Source organism: Fibrella aquatilis, from assembly GCF_017353255.1.
In the GTDB taxonomy this organism is placed as follows: domain Bacteria; phylum Bacteroidota; class Bacteroidia; order Cytophagales; family Spirosomataceae; genus Fibrella; species Fibrella aquatilis.
In genome coordinates, this window is record NZ_JAFMYU010000018.1 from 108,440 (window position 1) to 134,686 (window position 26,247).

At 49.7% G+C, this 26,247-nt stretch carries 23 protein-coding genes and 1 pseudogene; 8 read left to right on the plus strand and 16 right to left on the minus strand.

The window, feature by feature from the left end; genetic code table 11:
* Positions 1-24 precede the first annotated feature (24 nt).
* The 7 genes and pseudogenes from J2I48_RS19910 to J2I48_RS19940 all read left to right on the plus strand — a co-directional run bounded on the left by J2I48_RS19910 (position 25) and on the right by J2I48_RS19940 (position 9,524).
* Positions 25-1,235 (plus strand): annotated as a pseudogene (locus J2I48_RS19910) (alpha-L-fucosidase).
* A gap of 11 nt (positions 1,236-1,246) precedes the next feature.
* Positions 1,247-1,789 carry a transposase gene (locus J2I48_RS19915; protein ID WP_207337244.1) on the plus strand — a complete coding sequence of 181 codons (543 nt, stop codon included), beginning with the start codon at positions 1,247-1,249 and terminating at the stop codon, positions 1,787-1,789.
* Positions 1,790-2,138: 349 nt separating this feature from the next.
* Complete coding sequence (locus tag J2I48_RS19920; RefSeq protein ID WP_207337245.1) at positions 2,139-3,032, plus strand: DUF4007 family protein; 894 nt, start codon at positions 2,139-2,141, stop codon at positions 3,030-3,032.
* Positions 3,022-6,309 (plus strand): hypothetical protein, encoded by a 3,288-nt coding sequence (locus J2I48_RS19925; RefSeq protein ID WP_207337246.1) that lies wholly within the window; start codon positions 3,022-3,024, stop codon positions 6,307-6,309. The genes J2I48_RS19920 and J2I48_RS19925 overlap by 11 nt, the downstream gene beginning before the upstream one ends.
* Positions 6,306-7,424, plus strand: a complete 1,119-nt coding sequence (locus J2I48_RS19930; protein WP_207337247.1) for a phosphoadenosine phosphosulfate reductase family protein — start codon at positions 6,306-6,308, stop codon at positions 7,422-7,424. Before J2I48_RS19925 ends, J2I48_RS19930 begins: the two co-directional genes overlap by 4 nt.
* A 46-nt stretch (positions 7,425-7,470) precedes the next feature.
* Entirely contained in the window at positions 7,471-8,568 is a 1,098-nt protein-coding gene (locus J2I48_RS19935) for a DUF262 domain-containing protein (protein ID WP_207337248.1), read from the plus strand.
* Between the two features lie 2 nt (positions 8,569-8,570).
* Complete coding sequence (locus J2I48_RS19940; RefSeq protein ID WP_207337249.1) at positions 8,571-9,524, plus strand: protein kinase domain-containing protein; 954 nt, start codon at positions 8,571-8,573, stop codon at positions 9,522-9,524.
* A gap of 20 nt (positions 9,525-9,544) precedes the next feature.
* Here the strand turns inward: J2I48_RS19940 and J2I48_RS19945 are convergent, their stop codons facing one another.
* From J2I48_RS19945 to J2I48_RS19960, 4 genes are read right to left on the minus strand one after another with little or no spacing between them, the layout of a single operon-like run.
* Positions 9,545-10,060: a DNA phosphorothioation-associated 4-like protein gene (locus tag J2I48_RS19945; RefSeq protein ID WP_207337250.1), complete on the minus strand. Its 516-nt coding sequence runs from the start codon at positions 10,058-10,060 to the stop codon at positions 9,545-9,547.
* Positions 10,061-12,277, minus strand: a complete 2,217-nt coding sequence (locus J2I48_RS19950) for an AAA family ATPase (RefSeq protein ID WP_207337251.1) — start codon at positions 12,275-12,277, stop codon at positions 10,061-10,063. It abuts the gene before it with no gap.
* Positions 12,278-12,280: 3 nt separating this feature from the next.
* Positions 12,281-12,511 carry a hypothetical protein gene (locus J2I48_RS19955; protein WP_207337252.1) on the minus strand — a complete coding sequence of 77 codons (231 nt, stop codon included), beginning with the start codon at positions 12,509-12,511 and terminating at the stop codon, positions 12,281-12,283.
* Between the two features lie 7 nt (positions 12,512-12,518).
* Entirely contained in the window at positions 12,519-14,741 is a 2,223-nt protein-coding gene (locus J2I48_RS19960) for a DEAD/DEAH box helicase family protein (RefSeq protein ID WP_207337253.1), read from the minus strand.
* Positions 14,742-14,960: 219 nt separating this feature from the next.
* Here J2I48_RS19960 and J2I48_RS19965 point away from each other — a divergent pair, with 219 nt between their 5' ends.
* Positions 14,961-15,119 carry an HIT family protein gene (locus J2I48_RS19965; protein WP_229376553.1) on the plus strand — a complete coding sequence of 53 codons (159 nt, stop codon included), beginning with the start codon at positions 14,961-14,963 and terminating at the stop codon, positions 15,117-15,119.
* Between the two features lie 203 nt (positions 15,120-15,322).
* On the opposite strand, the gene J2I48_RS19970 is transcribed toward J2I48_RS19965, so the two are convergent.
* From J2I48_RS19970 to J2I48_RS20025, 12 genes are all read right to left on the minus strand, one after another.
* Positions 15,323-16,051, minus strand: a complete 729-nt coding sequence (locus tag J2I48_RS19970) for an Imm43 family immunity protein (RefSeq protein WP_207337254.1) — start codon at positions 16,049-16,051, stop codon at positions 15,323-15,325.
* 142 nt (positions 16,052-16,193) lie between these two features.
* Positions 16,194-16,730, minus strand: a complete 537-nt coding sequence (locus J2I48_RS19975) for a hypothetical protein (protein ID WP_207337255.1) — start codon at positions 16,728-16,730, stop codon at positions 16,194-16,196.
* 236 nt (positions 16,731-16,966) lie between these two features.
* Positions 16,967-17,833, minus strand: a complete 867-nt coding sequence (locus tag J2I48_RS19980; RefSeq protein WP_207337256.1) for a hypothetical protein — start codon at positions 17,831-17,833, stop codon at positions 16,967-16,969.
* 63 nt (positions 17,834-17,896) lie between these two features.
* Complete coding sequence (locus J2I48_RS19985) at positions 17,897-18,076, minus strand: RHS repeat domain-containing protein (RefSeq protein ID WP_207337257.1); 180 nt, start codon at positions 18,074-18,076, stop codon at positions 17,897-17,899.
* Positions 18,077-18,128: 52 nt separating this feature from the next.
* Complete coding sequence (locus tag J2I48_RS19990) at positions 18,129-18,632, minus strand: hypothetical protein (protein WP_207337258.1); 504 nt, start codon at positions 18,630-18,632, stop codon at positions 18,129-18,131.
* 68 nt (positions 18,633-18,700) lie between these two features.
* Positions 18,701-19,429 (minus strand): Imm43 family immunity protein, encoded by a 729-nt coding sequence (locus J2I48_RS19995; RefSeq protein ID WP_207337259.1) that lies wholly within the window; start codon positions 19,427-19,429, stop codon positions 18,701-18,703.
* A gap of 6 nt (positions 19,430-19,435) precedes the next feature.
* Entirely contained in the window at positions 19,436-19,909 is a 474-nt protein-coding gene (locus J2I48_RS20000) for a DUF7716 domain-containing protein (protein WP_207337260.1), read from the minus strand.
* A 43-nt stretch (positions 19,910-19,952) separates the two neighbouring features.
* A complete protein-coding gene (locus J2I48_RS20005; protein WP_207337261.1) occupies positions 19,953-20,309 on the minus strand; it encodes a hypothetical protein in 357 nt (118 codons plus the stop codon).
* A gap of 33 nt (positions 20,310-20,342) precedes the next feature.
* Complete coding sequence (locus J2I48_RS20010; protein ID WP_207337262.1) at positions 20,343-20,690, minus strand: hypothetical protein; 348 nt, start codon at positions 20,688-20,690, stop codon at positions 20,343-20,345.
* Positions 20,691-20,706: 16 nt separating this feature from the next.
* Positions 20,707-21,396, minus strand: coding sequence for an RHS repeat-associated core domain-containing protein (locus tag J2I48_RS20015; RefSeq protein ID WP_310587294.1), 690 nt, complete (start codon positions 21,394-21,396; stop codon positions 20,707-20,709).
* 27 nt (positions 21,397-21,423) lie between these two features.
* Positions 21,424-21,837, minus strand: a complete 414-nt coding sequence (locus tag J2I48_RS20020) for a hypothetical protein (RefSeq protein WP_207337264.1) — start codon at positions 21,835-21,837, stop codon at positions 21,424-21,426.
* Complete coding sequence (locus J2I48_RS20025; protein ID WP_207337265.1) at positions 21,834-26,228, minus strand: DUF6531 domain-containing protein; 4,395 nt, start codon at positions 26,226-26,228, stop codon at positions 21,834-21,836. The genes J2I48_RS20020 and J2I48_RS20025 overlap by 4 nt, the downstream gene beginning before the upstream one ends.
* Positions 26,229-26,247 lie beyond the last annotated feature (19 nt).

A 26,247-nucleotide genomic window follows, 5' to 3' on the forward strand; every position in this document is an offset into this window, starting at 1 on the left:
CGTCGGTAAAACGTGAAAGATCGTATGCATTACCGTTTATTGTTGCTTGCCTGCCTGGCCCGGACGGTGTCGGCTCAGTCTATTGGCGGTGGTGAACTTAACCCCGGCATCTACACGAATCGGGCGGCGTTGGCGCGGTTTCAGCAGGCTCGGGTGGGCGTGAGCATCCACTGGGGGCCAAACGTAACTGGTGGCCGCGAGATCAGCTGGTCGCGCGGAAAGGAGACGCCCAAGGCAGTTTATGATGCTTATTATCAGTCGTTTAACCCAACGCGTTATAACGCCGACGAGTGGGCGAAGCTGTTTACCGACTTTGGGGTAAAGTATGTCGTATTCACCACCAAAACTCCACCCTCGACTGGTATCATCCCGACTACCAGCCTTATGGGCACGGTGGCCCCGGCAACCTGTTTCCCCGGCAGGCCGACACCCCCAACCTGAACCGCTATTGGATACACGCCCGCAATCAGTTGCGCGAGTTGGTCAACGATTACCACACGCAGATCATCCAGTTCGACGGCGACTGGGACAGCACCTGGACCCACGAAGTAGGGAGCCATATGTATGTCTACCTGCGGAAGCTCAACGACAGCCTGCTCATCAACAACCGCACCGACAAAAGCCGTTATCCGCCCCCGCCCCACAAAACCAAAGGCCCCTGGCGCGCCGACCTCTTTGCCGGCGATTTTGAAGAGCGCGAGCGGATCACGACAAATTTCGAGGCTGTTCAGCCCGACGCGCTGGGTAAGTCGCCCTACCCCTGGCAGGCCTGGGTCACCCTCGACCGGTCGCAATGGTCCTGGAAACCGGCGTTTACGTTTATGAGTGCTCAGGAACTGGTCGTTGACCTGCTCCGCACCGTTGGCGATGGCGGCAATTACCTCATCAACGTTGGCCCCCGCCCCGACGGCCGCTTTGAACCCGAAGCCGAAAAGACCCTGCGCGAGGCGGGCAAATGGGTGAAAAAATACGCCTCGGCCATCTACGGTACCGACGGTGGCCCTTTTGTACAGGAGGGGTCGTTTACGAGCACAAAACGGGGCAAAACCATCCATCTTTTTGTCTACAACCCCGCCCTCGGCACCATCACCCTGCCCACGGAAACCCTCCGCATCAAAGCCATTCGCAACGAGGCGCAGCAGCCGGTGCCATTTACGCAACAGGGAAAGCAGACGGTAATCACCCTCCGCACCCGCGCCCCGTTTTTGCAAAAACTAACTATTGACGTTCAGTAACGGTTGACCCTATGGACAACGAGACCCATTTCCGGGGTATATACCGAATCGATTCAGCGCGATTAATCGACTATGATTACGGGTCAAATGGTATCTATTTCGTCACGATCTGCACGCGTAACCGGGCCTGTTTTTTCGGCGATATTGAGGAAGGGCCAACTGGTCATTTCCTGAACCCAACGTGCCTTGGTCAGCAGGCGATTGATTGTTGGCTGGCCATCCCGGATCATTTTCCGTTTGTCATTCTAGACGAATTTCAGGTCATGCCTAACCATATACATGGCCTGCTATGGATTGATAAGCCGGATTATGACGACTGGCAGCCAAATGCCTTTGGCCCACAGAGTAAAAACCTCGCCTCGATCCTGCGGGGTTATAAAATCGGTGTGACTAAATATGCCACTAATGAAGGCATTGATTTCGGCTGGCAACCCCGCTTCCATGACCGCGTGGTTCGCGACGCCAACGAATTAGCCCGCATCCGCCACTACATTGTGCAGAACCCCGCCAACTGGAAGCGCGACAAAAATAATCTGGATGGTTTGTTCATGTAGGTGTGTGCTTGTATTGCTGACGCGCGTGGGCTGACGCCTGTAGAGACCGGTCCGCCGGATGGTTACGCCGCCGGATGGTACGCCGATAAATGATTTTACCCGTCCAAATATCCACGTTGATTGCTGACTCAGGCGTATTGCTGACGCGTGTGTAGAGACGCAAAATCTTGCGTCTCTACGGACCCGGACGGTTTTTGCACCACCCATAGGGGAAAAAATCTTGATAATCAGCGCATTGCTGACGCACGTGTAGAGACGCAAGATTTTGCGTCTCTACGGGGCGGCACATTCCCCAGCGCGGGGGCAGAAAAGGCCGTAGATTTGGGTAATTGATCTACCCGTAACACCTATGGTTTTTCTAGCACCTCCTCCGCCCAAACTATCTTTTTCTGGCCACGACTCGTTCCAATGCCGGGGATTATGGCTCAAGAAAGGCTTCGATTTTCTGGAGGCAGGCAACTCGTTTACTAGCGAAGAGGCGGTGATGAAGCTTGGTGTGGGCAAAAATATGGTCAACGCTATTCGGTATTGGCTTCGGGCTTTTGGCTTGACCAAAGACGGCGACCGCCCCACCGACCTTGCCCGTAAACTGCTCAACGATACTAACGGGTGGGACCCGTACTTGGAAGACAAAGCCTCACTGTGGCTGTTGCACTTCGAACTCGTTCGCTACCAACGCGCCTCTACCTACCACCTGATTTTTAATGGGCTTCGGCGCGATAAGATTGAGTTTACTAAAACGCATTTCTTCACCTACGCCACCCGGCAGGCCGCCTCGCAGGGCGAATCGACAAACGAAAACACGGTGAAGGCCGATTTTGAGGTCTTCACGAAGATGTACACCCGCACGGAGGCACAGCAGAAAGATCGTGATGAGAGTTCATCAGGGCTACTGACCGACCTTGCTCTTGTGCAGTCGTTTCGTCGGCCTAAGCAGGAAGAATACTACAGCATTATCAACGACGACCGGCCTGATTTGCCCGACGAAGTGCTACTGTACGGTATGCTGAGGCAGATGGACTCGTTTTCGATGTCTGTCAACTTCAACACGCTGCTGTCAGACGATTTTCAGGTTGGGACCGTCTTTGCGCTGAATTCGTCGGGGTTGTATGCTAAGCTGGAGCGCATTGCCGCAAACCGCGATAACCACGCTGTGTTCAGCGATCAGGCGGGAATCCGCGAACTGTCATTTACCAAACGCCTCGACCCTCCCACCGTTTTAGCTACTTACTATGCCCGCTAATACGTACACCCCGTCGGTCAACATCATTCGTGATGCCAACCGCCCGTTGGTTTATTACCCCACGCCGAACGCCATGCGGGTGGTGAGTCAGATTGCCAATGATTTCAAGCAGGGGCAACGGGCATTCAACGTCATTGGGGCCTACGGCACGGGTAAATCGTCGTTGCTGTGGGCGTTGGAACAAAGCCTGCGGGCTGCCACCGAGCCGGACCGCAAACGCTTTTTCGACGTTAACCTGCTACCTGACGCCGCCGTTGACGTGGTGAACGTGGTGGGTGAGTACGCCTCAATCATCGAAACGATAGCCAACCGCTTTGGGGCCGAAGACACGCAGACGGATCACGTGTTGCAAGCGATTTATGACCGCTACCATGACCTCGGCAAGCAGTACCCGACGCGGCAACCGCTGTTGATGTTGGTGGTCGATGAGTTTGGTAAGTTCCTGGAATATGCCGTCAAGCACGAACCGGAACAGGAACTGTATTTTGTGCAGCGGTTGGCCGAGTTTGCCAACGATACCAAGCACAATATCTGCTTGGTTACGACGGTCCACCAAAATACCGACGCCTACGCCTCAAAACTGAGCGAGGCGCAACGGAAAGAGTGGACAAAGGTGAAGGGTCGGCTGCGCGAAATCACGTTCAACGAGCCGGTCGAGCAGTTGTTATTCCTGGCGGGCGAACACCTCGCTAATCGCGCCGAGATCGCTAACCGGTCCGCCGGCGCGGTACCTGGAAAGGCACAGGTGAAGGCCGTGCTGAAACTGGCGCAGAGTAGCAAAGCACTGTCGCTCGATAAATCACAGGCCACTGACATTGCGGCTAAACTGTCGCCGCTTGATCCACTGAGTGCCAGTACATTAGCCTTGGCTCTGCAACGCTACGGACAAAACGAACGGTCGTTATTTTCATTCCTGGAGTCGACCGATCACACAGGGTTGAGCCGGATACGACTATCGGAGGAGAATCCATTTTACAACGTCGCCAACGTAGTTGATTACCTGACGTTCAACTTCTACGCGTACCTGAGCACCAATACCAACCCGGACTACATTGCCTGGCGGGGTATTCGAATGACGCTGGAGAAGGTAGAAGGGCAGTTTGGTACTGCTGCCGAGCCGTATGAGAAGCTGGTGAAGACGGTAGGGCTGTTAGCGATTTTCATGCCCCACTCAGCCACGCTCGACAAGGCGTTTTTGGTGCAGTATGCCCAATGGTGTTTAGGTATCCTGGATGCCGAGCAGCGCATTGGCGAACTGGAAACGTGGAACATCATCAAGTACCGCAACTACCGGGGCCGCTACATATTGAATGAAGGCTCTGACCTCGACGTGCAGGTTGAGTTGAGCCGGGCGGGTAACGACGTTGATCAGGTACGCGACGTGGCAACGCTTTTGCAGCGGTATTATCAACTGCCGCCGGTGATGGCAAAGCGTGACGCTTACCGCACCGGAACGCCCCGCGTGTTTGAGTACTGGATTTCAGAACGCCCCCTCGCCAAGGTGCCGGAAGGTGAAATTGACGGATATATCAACCTGATTTTCACGGAATACTTGTCTCTCGAAGACATCCGGGCGCAGGTAGCGGGTGAGCGGGAGGCAATCCTGTACGTGTATTATCAACACACCGTCGAGATCCGCGATCACTTGTTTGGGATGGAGAAGACCAAGCTCGTGATGGAGCGACACGACGAAGACAAGGTGGCGCTGCGCGAACTGGAGCAGATTTTGGAACACCAAACCAAGCTGCTGAATCACCTGATCTTGGACGGCCTGTTTGAGCCGAAAAAGGTAACGTGGTTATTTCAGGGTGAAACAAAAACCGTAGCAAGTCCCCGCGAACTGAATCAACTGCTCTCGGAGGTTTGCGAAGCCGTTTATGAAGAAGCCCCTGTCTTCCGTAACGAGCTAGTGAATCGCCACAAGTACGCTTCGTCGATTGGGTTGGCGAAACGCAATTACCTGAAAGCGATGGTAGAACAGTGGGGAGAGCCGGACTTGGGCTTTAGCAAAGACCTGTTCCCGCCCGAAAAGACAATCTTCCTGACGCTGTTGGCCCAAAACGGCCTGTATGACACGTTCCGTACTGACCGCGTCTCCGGCGACTACGTACCCACTACCCCGACGCTGACGCCCGGCTCTACGTTTGAGCCACTGTGGAAAAAATCGGGTGACTTTATCGACTCGGCAAAGCAGGGGCGGCGGTCGGTGGCCGAATTTGTGGAGACGCTGAACAAACGCCCGCTGAAACTAAAGCAAGGCCTAATTGAGTTTTGGGTGCCTACGTACCTGTTGTTGCGGCGCGACGATTATGCCTTCTTTGAAGATGGTATCTACGTACCCAACCTGTCGTGGGAAACGCTTGAGCTGATTCTGAAAGACCCGAAACGGTATGCGATCAAGACATTCGGGGTAGATGGATTGCGGTTGAACCTGTTGAACGAATACCGGCATTTGTTTCAGCAAACTGCCGAACTACGGTTTAGCAATCAGTCATTTATCGAGACGATCAAGCCTTTGCTGACGTTCTACCGCGACTTGCCCGACTACGCCAAGCACACCAAACGCCTGAGCCGCGAGGCCGTGGCGGTGCGGTTGGCAATCGAGAAATCGCAGGAGCCGGAGAAGACGTTTTTTGAGGACTTGCCAACGGCCCTCGGCTACACCGCCGACGAACTGCAAACCGTACCCGACCGCTTTGTGGCCTTCGTTACCGGCCTGCAAGATGCCGTGCAAGACATCCGAACGGCCTACGACGGGCTGATTGGCCGGTTTGAAGCGTTTCTGCTGACCGAATTTTTGGGCGAAAAGGCAGACTTTGCTGTGTATCAGGCCCGCCTACAGAACCGGTTTACCAACGTACCCGACGACCTGCTGCAACCCCCACAACGCACGTTCCTGAGCCGGTTGCGGTCGCAACTCGATGACCGCAACGCGTGGCTCAACTCGCTCTCGCAGGCCCTTGTAGGTAAGCCCCTGAGCACCCTGCGCGATGCCGACGAGGCCGTGTTACACGACCGATTCCGGCGCATGATGCGCGACCTTGACAACGTAACGTACCTAACGCCCGCCGACATTGACGGGGAGCAGGAAGAGGTATTTAGCCTAAAAATAGGTACGTTGGTGGAAGGGCTGCACGAGCAATTGGTCCGAATGCCGAGGAATAAACGCCCGCAGGTAGAAGCCGCCGAAAAAGTCCTTCGCAAACAGCTTAGCAACGATAATGTCGTTAATATTGCTGCATTGACAAACATTCTCAAGGATCTGCTCAATAAATGACAAACGTCAGACACGTACTGGGAATTTCAGGGGGCAAAGACAGTGCTGCATTGGCGATCTACATGCGCGATCTTTACCCTGACCTTAATATCGAGTATTACACCTGCGACACGGGCCGGGAGCTGGAAGACACGTATCAACTGATCGACAACCTGGAGAACTATTTGGGGAAGCCGATTAAGCGGCTTCGGGCTGCCGAGAACAGCACACAAACGCCGTTTGACCACTACCTGCGGCTCTACGGCGGCTATTTGCCCTCGTCGCAGACGCGGTGGTGTACGAAGAAACTAAAACTCGACCCCTTTGAGGCGTTTGTAGGCAACGACCCGGTGATCTCGTATGTGGGTATCCGGGGCGACGAAGACCGCGAGGGCTACATCTCGAAGAAGACGAACATTCAGTCGATTTTCCCTTTCCGCAAGAATATCTGGAGCGAAGACGTGGTGAGCAAGGTGTTGAATAACAACAACGCCGCCGCGATTGCTGACCTCCACGCCGCACTTGCCCCGGCTGCCGGTCTGCCGGGGAGCAACCCGCGCTTTGCCGACATTCTGAGCAAGCCCACCTCGTTTAGTTTCCCACAGGTGCAGAAGCTGAACCTGTTGCTCGACACCGACACGCGGCTGTTCAACCGGTTGGTGCATACGTACCTGCAACAAACGGCCTACCCGTTAGCACAGGAACCGACCTTTCCGCTGATCGACAATGACGAGGTGTTGGTGCGCGACGATATTTTCCGGCTGCTGCGGGAAAGCGGCGTGGGCGTACCGGCCTATTACGAAAAGCTTGATTTCAGCGTCAACGGCAAGCAGGGGCAGTACGCCCGGAGCCGGTCGGGCTGTTTTTTCTGCTTCTATCAGCAGAAGATCGAATGGATTTGGCTCTACGAACAGCACCCCGACCGCTTCGCCGAAGCAATGACCTACGAGAAAGACGGCTACTCATGGAATGACGAAGAAACCCTCGAACAGATGATACAGCCCGCCCGAATACAGGCGATTAAAGAAGAGTATCTTAAGAGGACTCAACGCAACGCCGAAAAAGTAAAATCACCATACTTGTTGGACATCCTTAACGACGCAGAAAGTGAGGGTTGTGCAGCTTGTTTTATTTAATAGATAACTTATGGTATTTAACATAGAGACTTGGAATCTAAGACAAATGATCTCATTATTTGATTCTGGAGAGTTAAATCTTAATCCTCCTTATCAACGTGGTGATATCTGGAGCCCGATTGCTAAGAGAAAACTTATTGACTCAATAAAACATTCATATCCTTTACCTGCGTTTTTCATATATCGTAATGTAGATGGTCAATTTGAGATGGTTGATGGCCAACAAAGAACTAGGGCTATTCTTGGATATCATAAAGGTTATTTTCCCGATATGGATAAATTGTACATTCAAGAAATAGATGCTAATTTTTTCTACTCTAGTTATCAAATAGCTGTTTACATAATTTCCGAAACTAATGAATCAGAAATTGAGGACTTTTACTATAGAGTAAATAAGTATGGTACTAAGTTAAATAGACCGGAAATAGCAAGGGCCCAATATTCTAGCACTCAACAGCAAAATCTTGTTGAAAAACTTTCTACGGAGAATGATTTTACTTCATTGAATCTATTTACTGATGCTACTTTAAAAAGATTGAATGATACAGACTTAGTTGCAGAGTTACTGACATTACAAAAATTAGGAAATACCGATAAAAAAATACAGGTAGAAAAAAGATTTTATGAGAATATAGATTTTACAGAACAAGACGCTCGGGCTTTAGAAGAGCAATTTGGCGAAGTTTTAGTACATTTTCAACGATTCAATGCCATATACCCGTTAAATAGAACCAGATATAAGCAGAGAAACGATTTTTATACGCTTTATGGATTTTTGAAAGATAATGTTAATCTTGAGCGAGAAACATTAGATTATTTCTACAAAATTCTCGTTCTGATCGGGGAAGATATATATCCTTCTAATGAACGGTGTTATTCTTTCAGAGAGTATGCAAATAATTGTGTGAGTCAATCAAATTCTAAGAGAGCTAGAGATGAAAGATCAAAGTTCTTAAATGACTTATTACTTAATGTGGATGAACACCCTTTGAGTAGGCCAGAAGATGATCCAGATGTTAACTTCGTCATTTTAGACTTGTTAACCTTTTATAATTTAAACGATGATAGTCTTACCCAACAGGGATTATACTGGCTAGTTAATTTAGGAGAACTTGAAAGAGCTACTGGTAGAAACTATTTTTGAAGATGGATATCAAGAACAGAAGTATTGTCCTTTCCGAGACAGAGAGTGGCGATTTGAATGACAATTTGAATTGGATAGAGCACGAAGAGGTCAAGTATCATTTGAGATACTTATCTGAATATAAATTTTCAAAAGGTGCAAACTCCAACGTGTACATCCTGAAAGATCTATCTGGGTTAAAAAAGGATAGAGCTGTAAAAATATGTAATTATTCAAAACCTGGAAGAAATGCTAAAGAAACTGTTATAAGAAGATATGGACGATTTATAAATGAAATAGAAGTACTGAAAGATTTAGGTACTAAAGGTAAAGAGAACATAGTTCAGTACGATTTTGATGGTTTTATAGAGCTAAAAGGTAATATGTTTCCATACTACGTTATGGAGAAAGCAGATACTGATCTAAAAGAGTATTTGCAAGAGAATCAAGAAATAGATGAGCAAGAAAAGGTAAAATTTTGCTTAAATATTTATAATGCTATAAAAGAACTCCACGACGAGGATTATTATCATCGTGATATCAAGCCTGACAATATTTTGCTATTTTATCAAGATGATGAAAAAGAGAAAGCTGTTTGGAAGCTTGGTGACTTAGGGCTTGTTGCTCATAGAGATAAAGACTACGATGATATCGGTGAACGAATCGGTCCTATAGGTTGGCTTTCGCCCGAAGCTATGAACAAAATGTTGACGCAAAAGACTAATACTAATTTCGATTGCAGTATTGACGAAAAATCAGATATTTTTCAGCTAGGTAAGCTTTTCTGGTTTATCTTTCAATTAAATGCTCCTATTGGTCAAGTTTCTTTTGATGATTTTATCTGCAAAGCAGTCCATAAGAAAGATATTTTTTGTTTAATAGCTGAAATGCTATCATATTCAAAGGAAAATAGAGCAGATAGGGAATTTATCGACATGTTTTTAGGCGATATTGCTAGAAGATACGCAGTAGCATAGATCTAGTTTTTAATCCTGGATTAATTCATTGCTGACCTTTCTAAACTATTTAAGAATCCTACCGCGCCGTAAGGGTTTTCAAATAATTGAGGCTCGTCAACTAATCTTGACTGCATAAGGTCAAAGCCGCCGCAGGCGTATTCTTCAATGAGCTTAATCAGGTCAAAGGCTTTACTGTCGATCTGATCTTCGTCCATTTCCTCTAGGTCAATCAGTTCTATATCAGACAGGGCTAACAGGGCCATGAATACGTACTCGACCAGCGGGCGGGGCCGCCAGAATTCAACGGCTATGAACTTAGTGCCTTCCGTAGCCCGGTCAAGTGGAACGCGATAGTTCTGGCGGATGCCCAGTACGGCAGCGTAAAGGAAGCATTCGTAGTAGTTGGCAAAGATTTTACCCTGCGAAAACTTCTCTTCCTCCGTACCCGACGAGGTGTCGAAGGCGCGTTTGCGAGACAGTTTGTCGATCATGTCCCGGTAGCGGTTGGGGTAATAGGGGGTCTTCTTATCGAAGCGGTCGAGTAGGGTTTGCATCTAACAATTTACTTTTTGAATCGTGACTTCTAGTTCATTACGAAACGCGTTTGATACACCATCGGGCATATCTAACTGGTAAACGTTCAGTGTCTTGTCTGCCGCTTGTAAGTCTGTCCGGAGTTCGTGCAATCTGACTAAATCGGGTTTGTAACGGCCTATGCGGGTGGTGTCTTCTACCAGTAGTTCCTTTACAATCACGATACTCTGTCTGAACGTGTTGGCTGTTTCCCGGAAGAAGGTCATGGCTTTCACCACGTCGAAATCAGACACGGGAGCATCCGAGATCAGAGGGTAAAACGAGGCGTAGTTGCGGGTTTTGTTGGCCGACACAATTGCCATGATGATCGACAGTTTCAACGAACTAACGAGCGACGTGTTGAGGTTGCCAACTTCGCGCCCATCGTTATCCAAGATGGCTGGTCGGTATCCTCCGTCCGACGTCTCTATGAAGCGAATAGTGCCGTAGAACGCGCCCGTTGGGGCATTTATGTTGCGGTAGTGGGTATTGGCGGTGTCTTCAAGCTGCTGAACCAATTCCTGATACTTCGTCTTTTTCACCCGTTTGGTCAATTCCATCAGGTCAAACAGGATCGTTTTCTTTTGCGTCAGATGAGCAGGCACCTGCCCTTCCGACAACTTGCTCAACTCACTGTTGATCTCCCGCAGTCGGTCTTCATGCTGTTTCTTTTTATTCCGGTCGCCCACCAAATCGCCCTCAAACTTCTTTATGTCTGCCGTTGCGCCGTTCATCGAGTTCACAATGTCGCGGGCGTTGACGATGCCGCTTAACTGCTCCTGTTGCTGCAACTCGCGGGCTTTCGCCTCGAACTCTTCTTTGCAAGATCGAACCCGTTCGCGTCCAGCGTTTTGTTCCTGTATTGATTGCTGCACCCGTTGGTTGATGCTGTCGATGCTGCTTTTCATGCCCAAGCCGTTGGCATAGAACTGTCTGAAAAATGATTTCAGGTTTTTCCGGGGGCGTTCGGGCTGTATGATTTCGGGTTCCGACAGCAGCAGACTGACGATGGCATCATAAGCTTCGCTGCCTTTGGGCGCGGGCCGGTCACAAACCTTACAATGCTCTTCGTCAAGCATTTGCCGCACATACATGGGTTCAGGTACGTTGTCGGGTAGCCGGATTTGTAGTTTCTCGTTCGCCTGTTTGGTTAAGTTTGCCGTGGCTTTCCGTATGGCAATGGCGTCATCATAAGCCGTTAGTTTGTCTTCAAACTTATCGAGCAACGACGACGTACCCAAGAGCACCCAATTGTCGGAAAACAGCTTCCGGCTTAACCCCTCATCAAACGCATCTGACTGTTTCACGGCAGCGGTGTAGGCAGCTTCGGCCTGACTACGGGCTTGGTTCAGTTTGCTGATTGTTTGGGCAAACTCAATGCTTGCCGACAGCGCGTCTATTTTCTCCTGCGCCTCCTGCTGATTCTGCGAAGCATTGGTAATCTGTTCTTCCAGCCGACGTACCTGCGTTTCCAATAATCGCTGCTCGGTTTGTAACTCGCCAATACGTACCTGATTCTTCTGCGACTTGCTTAATACCTGATCGAAAGCAGATTGGGCAGTTTTGTAGGCTCTCTCGGCTACCTCGATATAGGTGTCCCACCGGTCAATGTCCGACAGGCGTTTGATCACGTTCTTCAACGAACCGTTGCTTGATGTGTCGATGAGGTTGCTAATGCCCCGTTCGCCTTGAAACCAGACATAGGGCCGCACATCGACCGGAATCAGGCGTTCAAGAATTTCGGCCTGTTTGGCCTCGGCAACCGGTTTGTAAGAGACAATATCATATTCCAAGATCTGAAACTCGCTCTTGCCCGGTTCCACCCATGTTTTCTCGTCTGTCCGGCGGGTGCGGTACGTTCTAACTAATTGGTATTTCCTGGGATTGCCGTTGCGTTGATCGTCCACCTCGATCACCACCTTTGTCTCAACACTATCGCCTATATCGCACTCCGCTTTGGCCTTCTCTGATACTAAGTCGCCCTTGACGGCATTGGTCAGCTTTAGCCCACCCGGTGTGGCACGGGGCGCATTATCGGTGATACCATCACTAAAAACCCACTGAAATGCGTCATACAGCTTTGATTTACCGTAGCCATTAGCACCGAGCACAATGTTCAGTCCTTCCACAAACTCAAACTGATTGGCGGCCCCGTAATAGCACAGGAAGTTAGTGATATTGATTTTTCGGATGAGCATAATCTACAGGAGCGTCGTGTTGAGATGAGCATTCAGGCGGTTGGCCGCCAGGTTAGGCGTACTACCATCTTCTACTACGTTTACCATCTGCCGAACTAACCCCACCAACACCTGCGCGTCGGCGTTGTAGTGGCTTGTCAGCGTCATTTGTGCCACATCGGCAGGCGAGAGGCTATACTTCTCCTGAATCTCGCTGTCTTCAAGGAATGATTTAACAATGTCGAGTTGTGTCATAGGTACGTTAGGCCGACAGTTCGGTGTGAATGGTATCTAAGTTGAGTTCATACGCGGCGCAGACCTCGCGGAAGACATTCATGGCTTCGTATTTGTTGGTGGCCATAAAGGCAAAATGAACCACCCGTTCGAGTTCTTTCTGCACCAGTTTGCGTTCCAGTTGGAAGGTTGGGCTGTTGGGGTCGGCGCGGGGGATCACGACCATGTCATAGATGTATGCAAACCCCTTATCGGGGTGTTGCCGCAAGATCCGGCCTCGGCGTTGGATGAACTGCCGGGGGTTGCCCGTGCTTGAACAGAAAATTGCCTGTTCCGTTCGAGGTATGTCAACGCCTTCGTCCAGGCACTTCATCGATAGCAGGACGTTGATTTGTCCGGCCTCAAATTGCTTTAATACCAGTTCCTTATCGTCTGAATTGCTCGTGTACTGTGTGATAGTCGTGGTGGGTGACACTTGCCGCACTATAGACGCATAGAAGTCAATGATCCGGTTGTCTTCAGTCATTGTAGAGAAGGCTTCCTCATCAATTTCCGTATCGGCGTAGAAGCCTTCGGGCGCGTAGACCAATGTGTAGTCAATTTCCTCTCGTTTGGCAATGATGTCGTTCAGGATCGTTTCAAAGGCGGTCAGCTTGCCCTGCGCTTTGTGAATAATACGTTTCCGCTGCATCAGCAGCATTTCCACCGATTTTGCGGCCTGATCGCTTCCCTTTGTACGGGCATAGATTTTGGCGAGCTTAGCCGAAATCTCTGAGTAGTCCACTATCTCTTCAGGCGTTAGGCTCACAATGTGGGGGAAGTAGTAATATTGGCACAGGATGCCCTCGGCAATGGCCCGTTCCATGGAGAAATTGTACGTATACGGTTCGCTATCATGGAAAAACGCCTCCATATGCGCCGATCCTTCGGGGTCATACACCCGCCGGGGCGTGGCTGACAGGCCAATACGCTTGGTTAGGTGAACCCCGTCGAGAAGTTGAGCTACCGAGGGTGAAGCGATGTTATGAGCCTCGTCGGCGAGGAGAACAGTCGTCTTGGGCAAGCGTTTAAAGTACGTTTGAAACGCGGGTTTGGTGAACGACTTGTAGGTCACAATCACGATAAACGACGTACCCACGCCAAAGCTAAGCTGGGTAGTGATTCGTCCCAGTTCAGCAGGCCAACCCTTCGATTGGCCCGACACGGTGATAATCTCGCGAAAATTGAACTTCCGAGCCTCGTGCGTCCACTGCTCCACCAACACCGTTGTCGGCACCAAAATAACCGCCTGATACTGCCCCGTTTTTGCCCATTCGTTCAAGACACAGTTGAGCGAAGTAATAGTCTTACCCGTGCCGGTGGCCATGGCGAAAATGCCCTTGTAGTCGTTGCCCACCCAGTTTTGGTAGGCGTCGCGTTGGTAGTCGCGGGGGCCGCTTTCGTAGGGGAAGCGGGGCGATGCGAGGTACGTATCTATCTTCTGCAAGATTTTGTTAATGGCTCTTTGGTGGGTTTGACTGCGGATTTCGCCCGCTTTTTGGGCGGCTAGTTTTTGTTCGTTAACCAGTAATTCGTCAAGGTCTTTGCCGCCATAATCGCGCACGATGACGGCCTCAATGTCGTCAAATGAGATAAGTTCGGCGTAATCGCTTTGCCCGTCAAAGAGTTGGTTGTAAGTACGTTCATACTCCGCGAAGGCGTCGGGGTCGGCTTTCCATGACAGGGTAACAGCCAATTCTTCCAGGTTCTCGAGCAATCCCGATGCTGTGAAATTACATGATCCTTTGAACCGAACCTTGTTTTCACCGTCGTAGAAGACGCCCGATTTATAGTGTGAAATGCCGCGCCGGTCTTTGGGTTTAATGGCCCGGATCTGCACCCGCTTTGTCGCAATCAACCACGCTATACAGTCGAAAAAATGGTGGCCGTAGCTATCCAACGCCCGGCGAAGGGATTCATAATCGGCCACGTGAAATGAGTACGCTGCTGCACTAGTGGTTGACCCTGCAAGCACCGCTGCTTTATCCTGCTCAGATAGTATGTGATTGATAATTAGCCGGACACGACCGCCGTTGCTGATGAATTTGGCGAAACCCAACGCCAATACGCTGATAGCTGACGAACTGAAATACCCCAACAGCAAATCAAGCCGGGTGCTTTCTACCAACGCTTCCATGTAAAACGTCAGCGGGTCATGCTCCGCCCCCGTCCGGTAGTCGCCACTTTTCGGGAATTCAATATCAGGCAGCATGAATGGTGGCGTGGCTTTGTCTTATTTGTAAATATATAGTTTGGGGTGGATTATTAATATGTAAGGATAGCGGAATCTGTTTGTGCGGGCGTGTTGCTGACGCACGTGTAGAGACGCAAGATTTTGCGTCTCTACGGTAGCCGGAGGTACGCTTATAAATGAAACAGGCTCTAAATAAGGTAGATGTGCTGGCAAGTCGTCAATAAGGTACAAGAATGATTGCAGCTACGTTACGCACCAGATGGCTTCACCGTTGGCCTCAACATCGGTCCCGCCGCCGGGCAAAAATTCGCCCACGCCAGCATCCACGTCATTCCGCATTATGTGGGCGACGTACCCAATCCGGGCGGTGGGGTGCGAAATGTGGTACGGCGGTAGGGCCAAACGCTTTGGTTATCAGGCGTGGTTATCAGGCGACCGCAAACTTGGTAAAATAAACCACTCTATGCGCTGGCCGTAGGGCCGGGACCTTCCACTTTTCCGGCATCCGGCTGATGGCGGTTTAGTCACGGGGTGCATCCGGTTGGAGTTTTGGGTGGCGCGGTGGAAAAGGTGATAGCCCTGTCGACTGATGTTCAACGCTATTGGGCGAACCGTATTTTGTCACGTTGCCGAGCTTCCTTTGGAGTAGCCGACAGATGATCATCCCGATACTGCTGTTCGCCCACGTAGTCTGTAGGACTAACCAAAGCGATGCCTCTAAACAGTTGCTTGTCAATGAGTTGTTTTGTCGGCTCTGTGCAGAAAAAACAGTCGGAAAAGCCGCGCTGATTAGCAAAAAATAGCCCTGGTAATTCTTGTTCCGTTTTAGCCAATACTAATTCCGGGTAATACACCTGCTTGTTGAACGACTCTTTCTTAGCCACCGTTGGCGAATCCTGCCAGTTTATCAGCTCCTGATGGAAGCGAAAAACGCGCAGCAGATAATACGGCTGCTGGGTGATCGGCTCTAGTTTTTTCGATAGAATAGTCAGCGGGCAATAGTCGTAGGCTCCTTCCAGAAAGCTATTGTTTTCTATAAACAAGAGGAATTTTTCCGACACAATAAACCGGTAGAAATAGCCGCTGTAATAAAAATCGGTGTCGAATGTCTTGATGCCGCTACAGAGGCAATACAACTCGTCGGGCAACGCAAATTCACCCGACGGTGGTACGGGATTGCCCTGATAGACATCATAGTCAAACCACTTGGTTGTGCGAACGGGTTTGTTGTAGGGGTCTTTGCCATCAATCTGCTCGGTGAGCGTCATGTCTACATAGGCAGGCACACCCGGAAAGCCTTCCCAGGGCCGGAGAGAAATAAATGGCATTTTGTCTTCCAAAAAACAGATTCTTGCCAGCTATCTTTTTTATCGCCCTAACTATAAAGACGACCCGGCACAGGGAGTGATTCCCAATCTTGCAAAACGGATGAGAAATTGTTAAAACGTTTCACAATAGAACAGCTTCCTATCAGGTGAATTGAATAAAGAAATAACCACCTTCAGCAGGCGTTGATAATTTTTTTGCGTTGTTGTCGATGTACAAATACCCCATTCCACCCCGGAAAATGCCCTCGTGTGCCGGGCTTAGGCGGCGTATATCATACTCGCTCAGTTGCAGCGCATAATCATACCGCGGCTGGAAAAAGATATCATCCTGTAGCCAGCCGGGTATGCCACCAAACTTGCTCACATCAAGGCCCCTGCCAGGTTCGGCTACTTCGTCGGCCATTTCCGCTGCTGAAAAGTCACTTCGCTTCACCTGGCACAGGGGGAGGGGAACGTAATCGGCTGACGGTGGTGGGGTTGGTGCGTTCCCTGCCTGATGTAACACAACCCGGCAGTAGCCTGCCTTGGTGTTGCCAAACTGATCTTGACTATTGACGGCCATTTGTCTGGACAGGGCAATGGCATTGGTTTTATTACCAAAGTCAAACGAGACAAAAACAGATAATGAATCAGCCTGCCTGATGGTTGGCGTGTAAAAGAAATCAGCGCCTAGCGTCATCAGATGCAACAAAGGCTGATTGGTAAGCGGGCACGCAGGCCAAGGGGTTGATTCAGTCAAACAGGGGAATCCCCCGAAAAAAGATGTCGATTGGCTATCAGTTGGTAGTAGCTCAAGATGTTTCACAGCCATGTTTACTAGTTATTCCAAATGTACATGCCCTGCTGGGGAGGCGTAGTAGCGGAAACTGTTGTGGTAGGAATTGGTTTTAATGGATAAGCATATAGAAAGTACTTTTATAACAAGGGTCGAAATTTGTTCTTCCAAAAAGAAATCAACTCTTCTGAAAATACAATGATACTACCATTATCGCTTTGATGACTGTCGTAACCTGTAAATGCTATACCGTATTCAAAATATATCTTGTAAGCTCTGTTCAAATAAATCTCAGAATGCTTAAAAATAGCTGACTTATCTCCATCGTCTGAGATTAAGACGTCATTTAGAAAAACGGGTACGTCTCTTGAAAAACGAACTTGAATCAATCTCTTATATTTATTGTATTTTGTCGATACCCCTTGTCTAACTTCGCTCAGTTCGCCAGTTGTGTATTGATTTTTTTTGTTCGGTCTGCCAATAGCTTTCTCAATATCATCAGGTGAACTCCCGAAAAGTAATCGTCCAACTGACCTGTAAGGTATAATTGTGTAATCATTATTTTTTATATTCTCCTTACTGAAAATTTCAGAGTGTCTTGGAAAGCTATTTATGTCTTTTTCATAATAAGATTTCATGCTCTTTGCATATACTATTATCTCTACACCGTTTTCAGGATGATCAAGTCCGTAACCATTCAGGCCATACTGTGGAAACACATAATTATCGTTGACAAAAAAAGGATCTTCTGTATCAAGAACAGTTTTGATATCTTTTGCAAATGATAACAATTTACCATTAATGTGTAAATCAACCAGTTCGTTGAATATGATTGAGGTTACAACATTGTTAGTATAATAAATTGTGAAAACATCTCTTAGTTCATAAAATTCTTGGGCGCTGACTGGCTTTATACGATCAGCCTTTCCCAAGTTAGATTCTACCTGGAAAGGCTGCATGCCAAAATAGATAGAATTTACTGAAATGTAAGGGTTGACATTTTCCATTTAACTTCAAATAAGTGGGTTAATGTGTCTTTTTTGCCTGGTGGCTTTTTATTAACTCAGAGATCATCGACAATATTTTCGAATCAGTCGGTTACGCTCATAGGTCCATTCGTGGAGGGGCTTGTCGCCATCCCAGACCCAGCGGGTGGTTTTGCCCCGAAAGGTTTTGCTCACCCGCCGCCCCAGGGCATCGTAGCCAAACTGCACGGTCTGGCCATCGGGCCGCGTCACCTCGGCCAGCATACCGGCCCCGTTCCCTCATATTCTGATAACGTTAGTAGTGATACAGAAAGGCTTACCGGCGCTTTCTAAGCTGAGTAGATAGTGGTGCATCTTTCATAGTTTCGAGAAAGAAGTCTAAATCTTTCTTTAAAAAAATAGTTATGCTCCTGTAGTCAAGCGATCTGTCATAGCCACAAAACGACATACATAAGTCTGGATATAGCCATATGGTAGGTTCGTATTTAGCTTTAAATTTCTTATTGATGACATCTAAAGCCTGATCTAGTAGAAGTGTGTCTTCAGGTAAGTCAGGATAATCAATAACAAGGTCAAGGTCAGGTTCTGTCTGCGCTAGTTGCCCCGTTTTGTGATTATTGGTGCCTGTAAAAACCGTGATTTCGTCTACTTCACCATTTGAGAAGTGAATTTTTAAATAAGATAGTGGCATTACTTCGGCGCTCCCAAAAGTTGGAATGTCAAAATCTGAGATGGTGGGTAAAAAAGGTTTAATGTCCGACTTGCTCATACCGAATTTAATCGGAAGTAGCCCTTTATGTGGTTTTGCAGTGAATCTCATGAGTGAGGAGGGTCGTCGAATGCCATATTTTCCCGGAGCTTGGCCAGAGACACAGATCTGTCTCAACGCTATTGGGCGAACCGTATTTTGTCACGTTGCCGGGCCTCTTTTGGGGTAGCCGACAGGTGATCGTCCCGGTACTGCTGCTCGACTACATAATCGGCCGGGCTGACTAGAGCGATGCCCCTAAATCGTTGCTCGTCAATTAGTTGTTTTGTTGGCTCCGTGCAGAAAAAACAGTCAGAAAAACCGCGCTGATTAGCAAAAAACAGTCCGGGAATCTCCTGCTCTGCTTTCGTTAACACTAACTCCAGGTAATATACCTGCTTGTTAAACGACTCTTTCTTAGGCACCGTTGGCGAATCCTGCCAGTTTATCAGCTCCTGATGGAAGCGAAAAACGCGCAGCAGATAATATGACTGCTGCGTGATCGGCTCTAGTTTTTTCGATAAAACAGTCAGCGGGCAATAGTCGTAGGCTCCTTCCAGAAAGCTATTGTTTTCTATAAACAAGAGGAATTTTTCCGACACAATAAACCGGTAGAAGTAGCCGCTGTAATAAAAATCGGTGTCGAATGTTTTGATACCACTACAGAGGCAGTACAACTCGTCGGGCAAGGTAAATTCACCCGACGGTGGTACGGGATTGCCCTGATAGACATCGTAGTCAAACCACTTGGTTGTGCGAACGGGTTTGTTGTAGGGGTCTTTGCCATCAATCTGCTCGGTGAGCGTCATGTCTACATAGGCAGGCACACCTAGAAAACCTTCCCAGGGCCGGAGGGAAATGAATAGCATTCGGCCTTAATCCTCGAAATCATCCTGCTCTAAATAGTATAGAACAGCATTGTAAAATACGGCTTCTTCACTGATGCTAAGTTGAGGATTATTCTCTAATTTATTGTCAATGATGTCCTGAAATGTAGCTGTTTCCAGAAACGATTTCGCCCTTTCCTCTTTCAAAAAATCGGGTACAGAACCGTATGGCCCATCAACAAACAAAGCATCTTTTGCCTCTTTGCTCGATACCGCCCAAAAAACAGATTCTTGCCAGCCATCTTTTTTATCACCTTGAATGTAAAGACGACCCGGGACAGGGATTGATTCCCAATCCTGCAAAACAGATGAGAAATTGTTAAAACGTTTCATAATGAGGTAATTATCTGCAAACTGTACCACCGCCCCATTTATTGCGGCCACCAGTACCGTCAGGATGGTAAATATCGATCCCACTCTGTGTTGACTGTCGCTGTTCCTTAAATAGTAAGTATACTCCATGAAAAATTATGTATGGATTCTGTTATAATGCTAAATTATGCGTTTAATTATTAATTTTATATTTATTAAGTCTGTCCTCTAAAAGCCTAATCTCTGTTTTAACCTGATTAGTCATTTCAGTTGAATAACAGTAGTCTTGATCAGCTAATACTACTTTCAATGCCTGAATAGCCAATGTTAAATCATCATCTAACTTTTCAATTGGCCATACGTATACATATCCCAGATGCAGTAAAAAATAAGCTGCTGAACGAAGTTTGGGCGAATGCTCTGGATCAATAGTTTCGCCAACTGCTAACGTCAATGTTTTTCTTACAAGCACTGCTAGCTTACTTTTATCCATGATACTACTGAACCAATCAGCAGCAACATCATTATCCCAAGGTTGTATCTCCCACATATAGATTAATTTTTTGAATTATAAATACTCTGTTCAATGTCCATATTTAAGCAATTCTTCGAATAAGGAATCCGCTGAATCCTTTATTCCTTGTCGGTAAGATACAGGAATTTTAGAAGAGCAACGTTCGTACCAAGAATAAAAACTGCCTTTCCATTGTTGGATTTTAATTTTTTCCAATCTTAAGTTTGCCATTCGTGGATATTTCTCACTTAAATAAACCAAAATGTCTATGTGTACCAACATAACTTGAATGGCTTTGTCAGTGTTACGTAAATGTTCTTCACTTTTGTTCAATTGATTTATAGCCAAATTAAAGTAATGAGCGGGTTCCATGTCTGCTGCTTCATTACCATCGGGAAGCGTGTTGTAAATTTTCATAAAGCTGTTTGCTGTTTTATTTGCAGTTAGGACGTAAAATTTTAGTTTTTTTCAACCTCGGAACATCAGTCAAAGGGTCAGTTGGGTTCCATCGGCCTATCTCACGTCCGCGATTCTTATTTAGAAGACCTGATTTCTGAAGTTTAGTTTCAATAGAGTCATCTATACCATAATCGCCAATTCTTTCAGCTAATCTATTTCGGATTAAACCGCCTTCAAGAGAACGAGCTTGATCGTGTGTTAGATTTTCAGCTATTACTTCCATGTGATCAAATTGTTTGCCAGCCTTCCTGTGTTCATTCACTCGAGCTTGAGGCTTTCTGTCTGTGATTCCATAATAGATTACCTTTCCGTTACTATCCACTAATTGGTAAACCGACTCCGCAAGTCCAAGTGGGTCTATGCATCTATTTGAGTCATGTGCATACCTGTACATAGCGCTACCGCCAGCCAATTTAATCGGATCCTGTGAGATATACATGCCCTCCTGGGGGGCGTAGTAACGGAAGCGGTTGTAATAGAGGCCTGTTTCGACGTCTTCGTACTGACCCTGGAAGCGGAAGGGGCACTCGGCGCGGGTGCCCTGCCCCAGGCGGATGCGGCCATAGCTGGTGGTCTGGGCCTCCCAGGTGCGCTGCCCCGCCCGGTCGACCATCTCCAGGGGGGTGCCCAGGTGGTCGGTCAGGATGCTCTGGCGCGAACTAATTCGCTATACGATTTAGCTAGCTCAATTTTATTGAGTTAAATACTCTTTTAATACTTTTTTATTGAAGACAGATACCGTTTTGGTGTCTTTGGATTTTCCAAAACCTGTGAATGCAATTCCTAATGTTGGAAAGATAGTGAAGCCTAAATCACTTTGGTGCTCGTAATTGTTTAGAAGATAATCGATTCCACTCTGTGTTAATAGCCGCTGCTCCTCAAATAGCAGGTCTACCCCCTGAAGAAATGAAACTTCCTCCATTTGACCTTTCTTATATTTTACTGATATTTCTTTTCGGCTTTCAGCAAGTCTTCCAGTAAATGTCTTCGACTCTTTATCCGGATCACCAAGGATATTCCGAATCTCTTCTTGAGACATGCCGAATACTAATGGGCCAACCTGTTTGAAAGGGACGATTGAGAAAGTTAAGGCTGTACTTTTCATTTGCAGTTAAGTCTTGCTTTAAGTCGTTTGTGTTGTGCATCACTAATTAAGCCTTTTTGGTGTGTATAATCAAGCATTTCAGATATATGAGAATTGTACTTTTTGCCATGATTTCCCTGAATATCTTTAATGTCCATTAGAACAGCTTTGTCCCATCTGCCTGCTTGGATGTGTTTACGTTGTTTAGCTCGGTAAGCTTTACCGTCTAAACCTTGATGTCCATGACTGCCAGTTCCCAAGTGGTCTGCACGGTCCATATGGAAAGCTGGACCAGTACTATGGGTCGCTCCTGTATTTAACCCATCATAAGAATTGTGAGCAGGTGTATGGTGAACCTCACCGCCCTTATTGTCTTTTCTGACTGAAGAATATGAACCACCCTTTTTGGCAAGTCCGTATTGGTCAATCCAGCTTAAAGGATCATGAACGTAAGAATATAAGGATATTCCACCAGCCAATTTAATCGGGTCTTGTGAGATATATATGCCCTCCTGGGGGGCGTAGTAACGGAAGCGGTTGTAGTAGAGACCCGTTTCAACGTCTTCGTACTGCCCCTGGAAGCGGAAGGGACACTCGGCGCGGGTGCCCTGCCCCAGGCGGATGCGGCCATAGCTGGTGGTCTGCGCCTCCCAGGTACGCTGCCCCGCCCGGTCAACCATCTCCAGGGGGGTGCCCAGGTGGTCGGTCAGGATGCTCTGGCGCGAGCTGCCCTGAAGCTTGGCCAGAGGTACGAAGCTGTCTTCTTCAAACAGCCAGGTGATGACGTCCTCAACGCTGCCGGGCTTGTCGCTCAGGCTCAGTTCGGTCCACTCGTGGAGGGGCTTGTCGCCATCCCAGACCCAGCGGGTGGTTTTGCCGCGGAAGGTTTTGCTCACCCGCCGCCCCAGGGCATCATAACCAAATTGCACGGTCTGGCCATCGGGCCGCGTCACCTCGGTCAGCATACCGGCCCCGTTCCAGCGGTAATGCCAGGGACCGTCGGCGGTATCTTTTCGGGTTAGGTTCCCTTCGGCATCATAGGTGTACTGCGCCTGCTTGCTGTTCAACAACTGTCCACCCGGCCCATACCGGCGATCTTGCCCGGCCTGACTTTCAAATAAATTGCCCACCGGGTCAGCCACGCGCACTTCGGTGGTGCCATCGGCATAGGTGGCACCCACCAGGTTACCCACGGGGTCGTAGGCATAGCGGCTGGTACCTCGCTGACTGTCGCCGATGGCCGCCAGCTGATCGCCACCTCGCCATTGGTACGTACGCTGCCGTCCCCGGCCCGCCGCCCCGCTGATGCGTTGCTGCACCGGACGACCCGCCGAATCGTATTGCCAGCCTACGCTGATGCCCCCGCTGAGTTGCCGTTGAATTTCAAGCCCGCGCTGATCATAACCAAACGTGGCCTGCCAGCCGCCCGTGCTCATGCGTTCGATGTTGCCCAGCCGGTCGTAGCCTAGCTGAACGTCGGCACCCAGCGACGAGCGGATATGCGTACGCTGGCCAAACTGGTCATACTCGTAGCTAACGGTGTGTTCGCCCTGGGTTTCGGCCGTGAGCAATCCCAGGCCGTTTCGTTGCAGACGAACGGTGGTGTGGTCATTGCTGGCTTCCGTAATAGACCCTGCACCGTCATACTGGTATCGTTCGGCTGTACCGTCGCTGTAGCGTACCTCGCTCACCTGACCGCCCGCCGTGTAGGTGTAGTCGGTTACGCGCCCTGCCGGACGAATAGCCCGAACTACGCGCCCGGCACTGTCGCGTTCGTAGCGGCGCAGCAACCCGTCGAACCCCTGTTCGGCAATGACCTGTCCGGCGGCATCGAGTTCAAACTGGTAGGCCAGCCCCGCTTCGTTCAGGAGGCCGGTTAGTCGCCCTTCCAGGTCATAGCCAAACTGGATGCGCTGACCCGCCTGTTGCCGCTGCGCCATCTGGTTGAGGGCCGTGTAGCTGAAGCTCACCTGCTGCTGACCTTCCTGCGCCATCACTACATTGCCCGACCCGTCATACTGCATGGCGCGACGGGTGCCGTCGTCTTCGAGCACTTCGATGAGTTGGCCGAGCCGGTCATAACGGCGGCGTTGAACAGCGCCGCTGGGATCAGTTAAGCTGATGAGCCGACCCAGTTCGTCGTAACTACGCGAGCGGATGGCTCCACCCGGCGAGGCAATATGGCTTAGGTTATGTTCACGGTCGTAGCGCAGTTGGGTGGCCTGCCCTGTGGCGTCGGTGATGGTGAGCAGGTGCCCCTGAGCGTCATAGCTGTAGGTAGTAGCCGCACCTAATGGGTCAACGCGTTCTGTAAGGTTACCACGCTCGTCGTAGGTCCACTGCCAGGAACCGCCCTGTGCGTCGGAGCCAGATACGGGCAGGTCGCGCTTGTCGTAACTTGTTTTTTGGGAGCCTCCACCAGCGGTGGTTTGGGTAGTCTGGTGGCCCCGGCTGTCGTAGCTGTAGCTGCTGGCGTTGCCCAGCGGGTCTACCTCAGTCAGTAATTCCTGGTAGTTGTTATAAGACCAGTTGTAGGAGGCTCCCAGCGCATTCACGTGGTGGTACACCAGGCCGTCTTCATGCCTGACCACCTCCATCTGGTCGTACGAATTCCAGATGGTGGTTTGTTCGTCGCTGTCGTACCTGAACTTATAGTTCAATACACCGCCATCGCCCCAGGTTTGTACACAACGGGCTTTGTGGTGCTGGCCATCATAGCGGAAAAAGAAATTGACCCCCCGTGGGTTGGTGCGTTGAACCAGCAGATGACCGTGGTATTGAAGCGAATTGATGTTGTCTTCCGCGTCAACAATCTGGGTCAAATTACCCGACGCATCGTACCCATACCGCACCAGCGGAAAGGACGCGCCCCCCACCGGCGGACTGAAGATGGCCCGAACCTGTCCGCGGTCATCGGTGTCTACCTGAAGAACCCGCCCGGCGCTGTCGGTAATGCGGCGCAGGTGATTGGCCGAATTGTAGTCGAACTGCACAGCGAAGCCGTTCTGGTCGCTGATGGCCATCAGGGGCTGAACAAGGTGGCTTTCGCGCTCAGACAGAAAGTGATACCAACGCCGCTCGTCGAGGTGCCATGCCTGGTACTCACCCGCCTGGGTTAGAAAGATCTCCAGCCGGTGGGTGCGGTTCAGTACACCCTCGCCACCCCGGACTGGTGCTTCAAATAAAGCTAACTGGCCTTCGGCGGTGCGTATGGCTACCTGCCCGTCTTCTTCTACCACCAGGGCAAGGTCATAGCTGTGATGCCAACCGTGCCCCAGCGCGCCCTGATGGATAGACCGGGAGTACCAGGTTCGTTCCCAAACCAGCGGAATAGGCCCATCGATGGTAAAATCGGTTGCCTGCATCAGCACCGAACCAGAGGCTGCGTCGACGGGATCGCCAAACAGAAAGCACTTAACAGGCTTGGCAACTTTGGCAACGGCCTGCAACGCACGGGCGGCTTTGCCTTCTTTCAGCGCTGCCGGCACAAGGCGCGCGCCCGTTTTGGCCAGACCAAGCATCAGCGGCTTTCCTGCGGCGGTGATAGCCCGGGCAACTTTGGCTTCTACGTTTAGCGCTTCACCCACGGCCAGCGCTGCTCGGGCCACTCGGCTTGTTTTAGCGGCGGCATTCAAGGCTGTGCCAGCCCCTGCGGTAGCGGCGGTCAAGCCAACTTCAAAGGCTACCTGCCCCGTTATATTGCCCCAGTCACGGGGCGAACGGGTGCGCGCCCACTCAGCAGCCTTGGCCCAATTGTCGGGGTTCGTGGCTGCCGACGCTGCACTTGATATAGTATTCTTCGCACTCGTGGCGGCGTTGACCCAGTTTTCGCCATGGGTTGTCCATTCGGCAGCACGCCCTATGGCGGCCGCTGTTTCTCTGGGATGGGTAACGGCGTTCCAGCCCCCCTTGGCCAGCCCCCACAAGCCGCCTACCAGCCCTTTGCCACCTTCATATAGGCCCTCGGCTACACCCACCTGAAACCGGCCGTAGGTGCCCAACGGACCGCCAATTCCTTTGAAAAAATTGTCGGCCTTGTCAGCCAGGCTCTCATCCGGCGCCGGCGCAGCTGGCAAAGCCGCCATGGCATCGGCGCGGGTGAAATGGATGCTGATCTTACCTCCCACACCGCACTCCAACTTCGAGTTGTCCAGCAATAAATGGGCAGAGCCAATCTGCGTATCATCCTTTACCGGACTCCACCGCACGGGTATCAGCACACAGGGTAGTTTGGTAATGGTGCAAACCCCAAGCGGCGGAATGTTCACCACCGGCATTTTGTCCAGGTCGGTAGCCAGGTTGGGACCGTAGAGCGTGGTGTTCTTATGAAACGTTACCAGCAACGGAGCCATCATAGTGCCTTTGTTGCATGTAAGCAGCGAGAAAGCCGGTATGTACTTTTGTTCAGACATAAACAGCGTTGGATCAACT

Bases quoted from the DNA above. Each gene is read 5' to 3' on its own strand.
- J2I48_RS19915 (WP_207337244.1), top strand. From the start codon at position 1,247: ATGGACAACGAGACCCATTTCCGGGGTATATACCGAATCGATTCAGCG.
- J2I48_RS19920 (WP_207337245.1), top strand. From the start codon at position 2,139: ATGGTTTTTCTAGCACCTCCTCCGCCCAAACTATCTTTTTCTGGCCAC.
- J2I48_RS19925 (WP_207337246.1), top strand. From the start codon at position 3,022: ATGCCCGCTAATACGTACACCCCGTCGGTCAACATCATTCGTGATGCC.
- J2I48_RS19930 (WP_207337247.1), top strand. From the start codon at position 6,306: ATGACAAACGTCAGACACGTACTGGGAATTTCAGGGGGCAAAGACAGT.
- J2I48_RS19935 (WP_207337248.1), top strand. From the start codon at position 7,471: ATGATCTCATTATTTGATTCTGGAGAGTTAAATCTTAATCCTCCTTAT.
- J2I48_RS19940 (WP_207337249.1), top strand. From the start codon at position 8,571: ATGGATATCAAGAACAGAAGTATTGTCCTTTCCGAGACAGAGAGTGGC.
- J2I48_RS19945 (WP_207337250.1), bottom strand. From the start codon at position 10,060: ATGCAAACCCTACTCGACCGCTTCGATAAGAAGACCCCCTATTACCCC.
- J2I48_RS19950 (WP_207337251.1), bottom strand. From the start codon at position 12,277: ATGCTCATCCGAAAAATCAATATCACTAACTTCCTGTGCTATTACGGG.
- J2I48_RS19955 (WP_207337252.1), bottom strand. From the start codon at position 12,511: ATGACACAACTCGACATTGTTAAATCATTCCTTGAAGACAGCGAGATT.
- J2I48_RS19960 (WP_207337253.1), bottom strand. From the start codon at position 14,741: ATGCTGCCTGATATTGAATTCCCGAAAAGTGGCGACTACCGGACGGGG.
- J2I48_RS19970 (WP_207337254.1), bottom strand. From the start codon at position 16,051: ATGCCATTTATTTCTCTCCGGCCCTGGGAAGGCTTTCCGGGTGTGCCT.
- J2I48_RS19975 (WP_207337255.1), bottom strand. From the start codon at position 16,730: ATGACGCTAGGCGCTGATTTCTTTTACACGCCAACCATCAGGCAGGCT.
- J2I48_RS19980 (WP_207337256.1), bottom strand. From the start codon at position 17,833: ATGGAAAATGTCAACCCTTACATTTCAGTAAATTCTATCTATTTTGGC.
- J2I48_RS19985 (WP_207337257.1), bottom strand. From the start codon at position 18,076: ATGCTGGCCGAGGTGACGCGGCCCGATGGCCAGACCGTGCAGTTTGGC.
- J2I48_RS19990 (WP_207337258.1), bottom strand. From the start codon at position 18,632: ATGAGATTCACTGCAAAACCACATAAAGGGCTACTTCCGATTAAATTC.
- J2I48_RS19995 (WP_207337259.1), bottom strand. From the start codon at position 19,429: ATGCTATTCATTTCCCTCCGGCCCTGGGAAGGTTTTCTAGGTGTGCCT.
- J2I48_RS20000 (WP_207337260.1), bottom strand. From the start codon at position 19,909: ATGGAGTATACTTACTATTTAAGGAACAGCGACAGTCAACACAGAGTG.
- J2I48_RS20005 (WP_207337261.1), bottom strand. From the start codon at position 20,309: ATGTGGGAGATACAACCTTGGGATAATGATGTTGCTGCTGATTGGTTC.
- J2I48_RS20010 (WP_207337262.1), bottom strand. From the start codon at position 20,690: ATGAAAATTTACAACACGCTTCCCGATGGTAATGAAGCAGCAGACATG.
- J2I48_RS20020 (WP_207337264.1), bottom strand. From the start codon at position 21,837: ATGAAAAGTACAGCCTTAACTTTCTCAATCGTCCCTTTCAAACAGGTT.
- J2I48_RS20025 (WP_207337265.1), bottom strand. From the start codon at position 26,228: ATGTCTGAACAAAAGTACATACCGGCTTTCTCGCTGCTTACATGCAAC.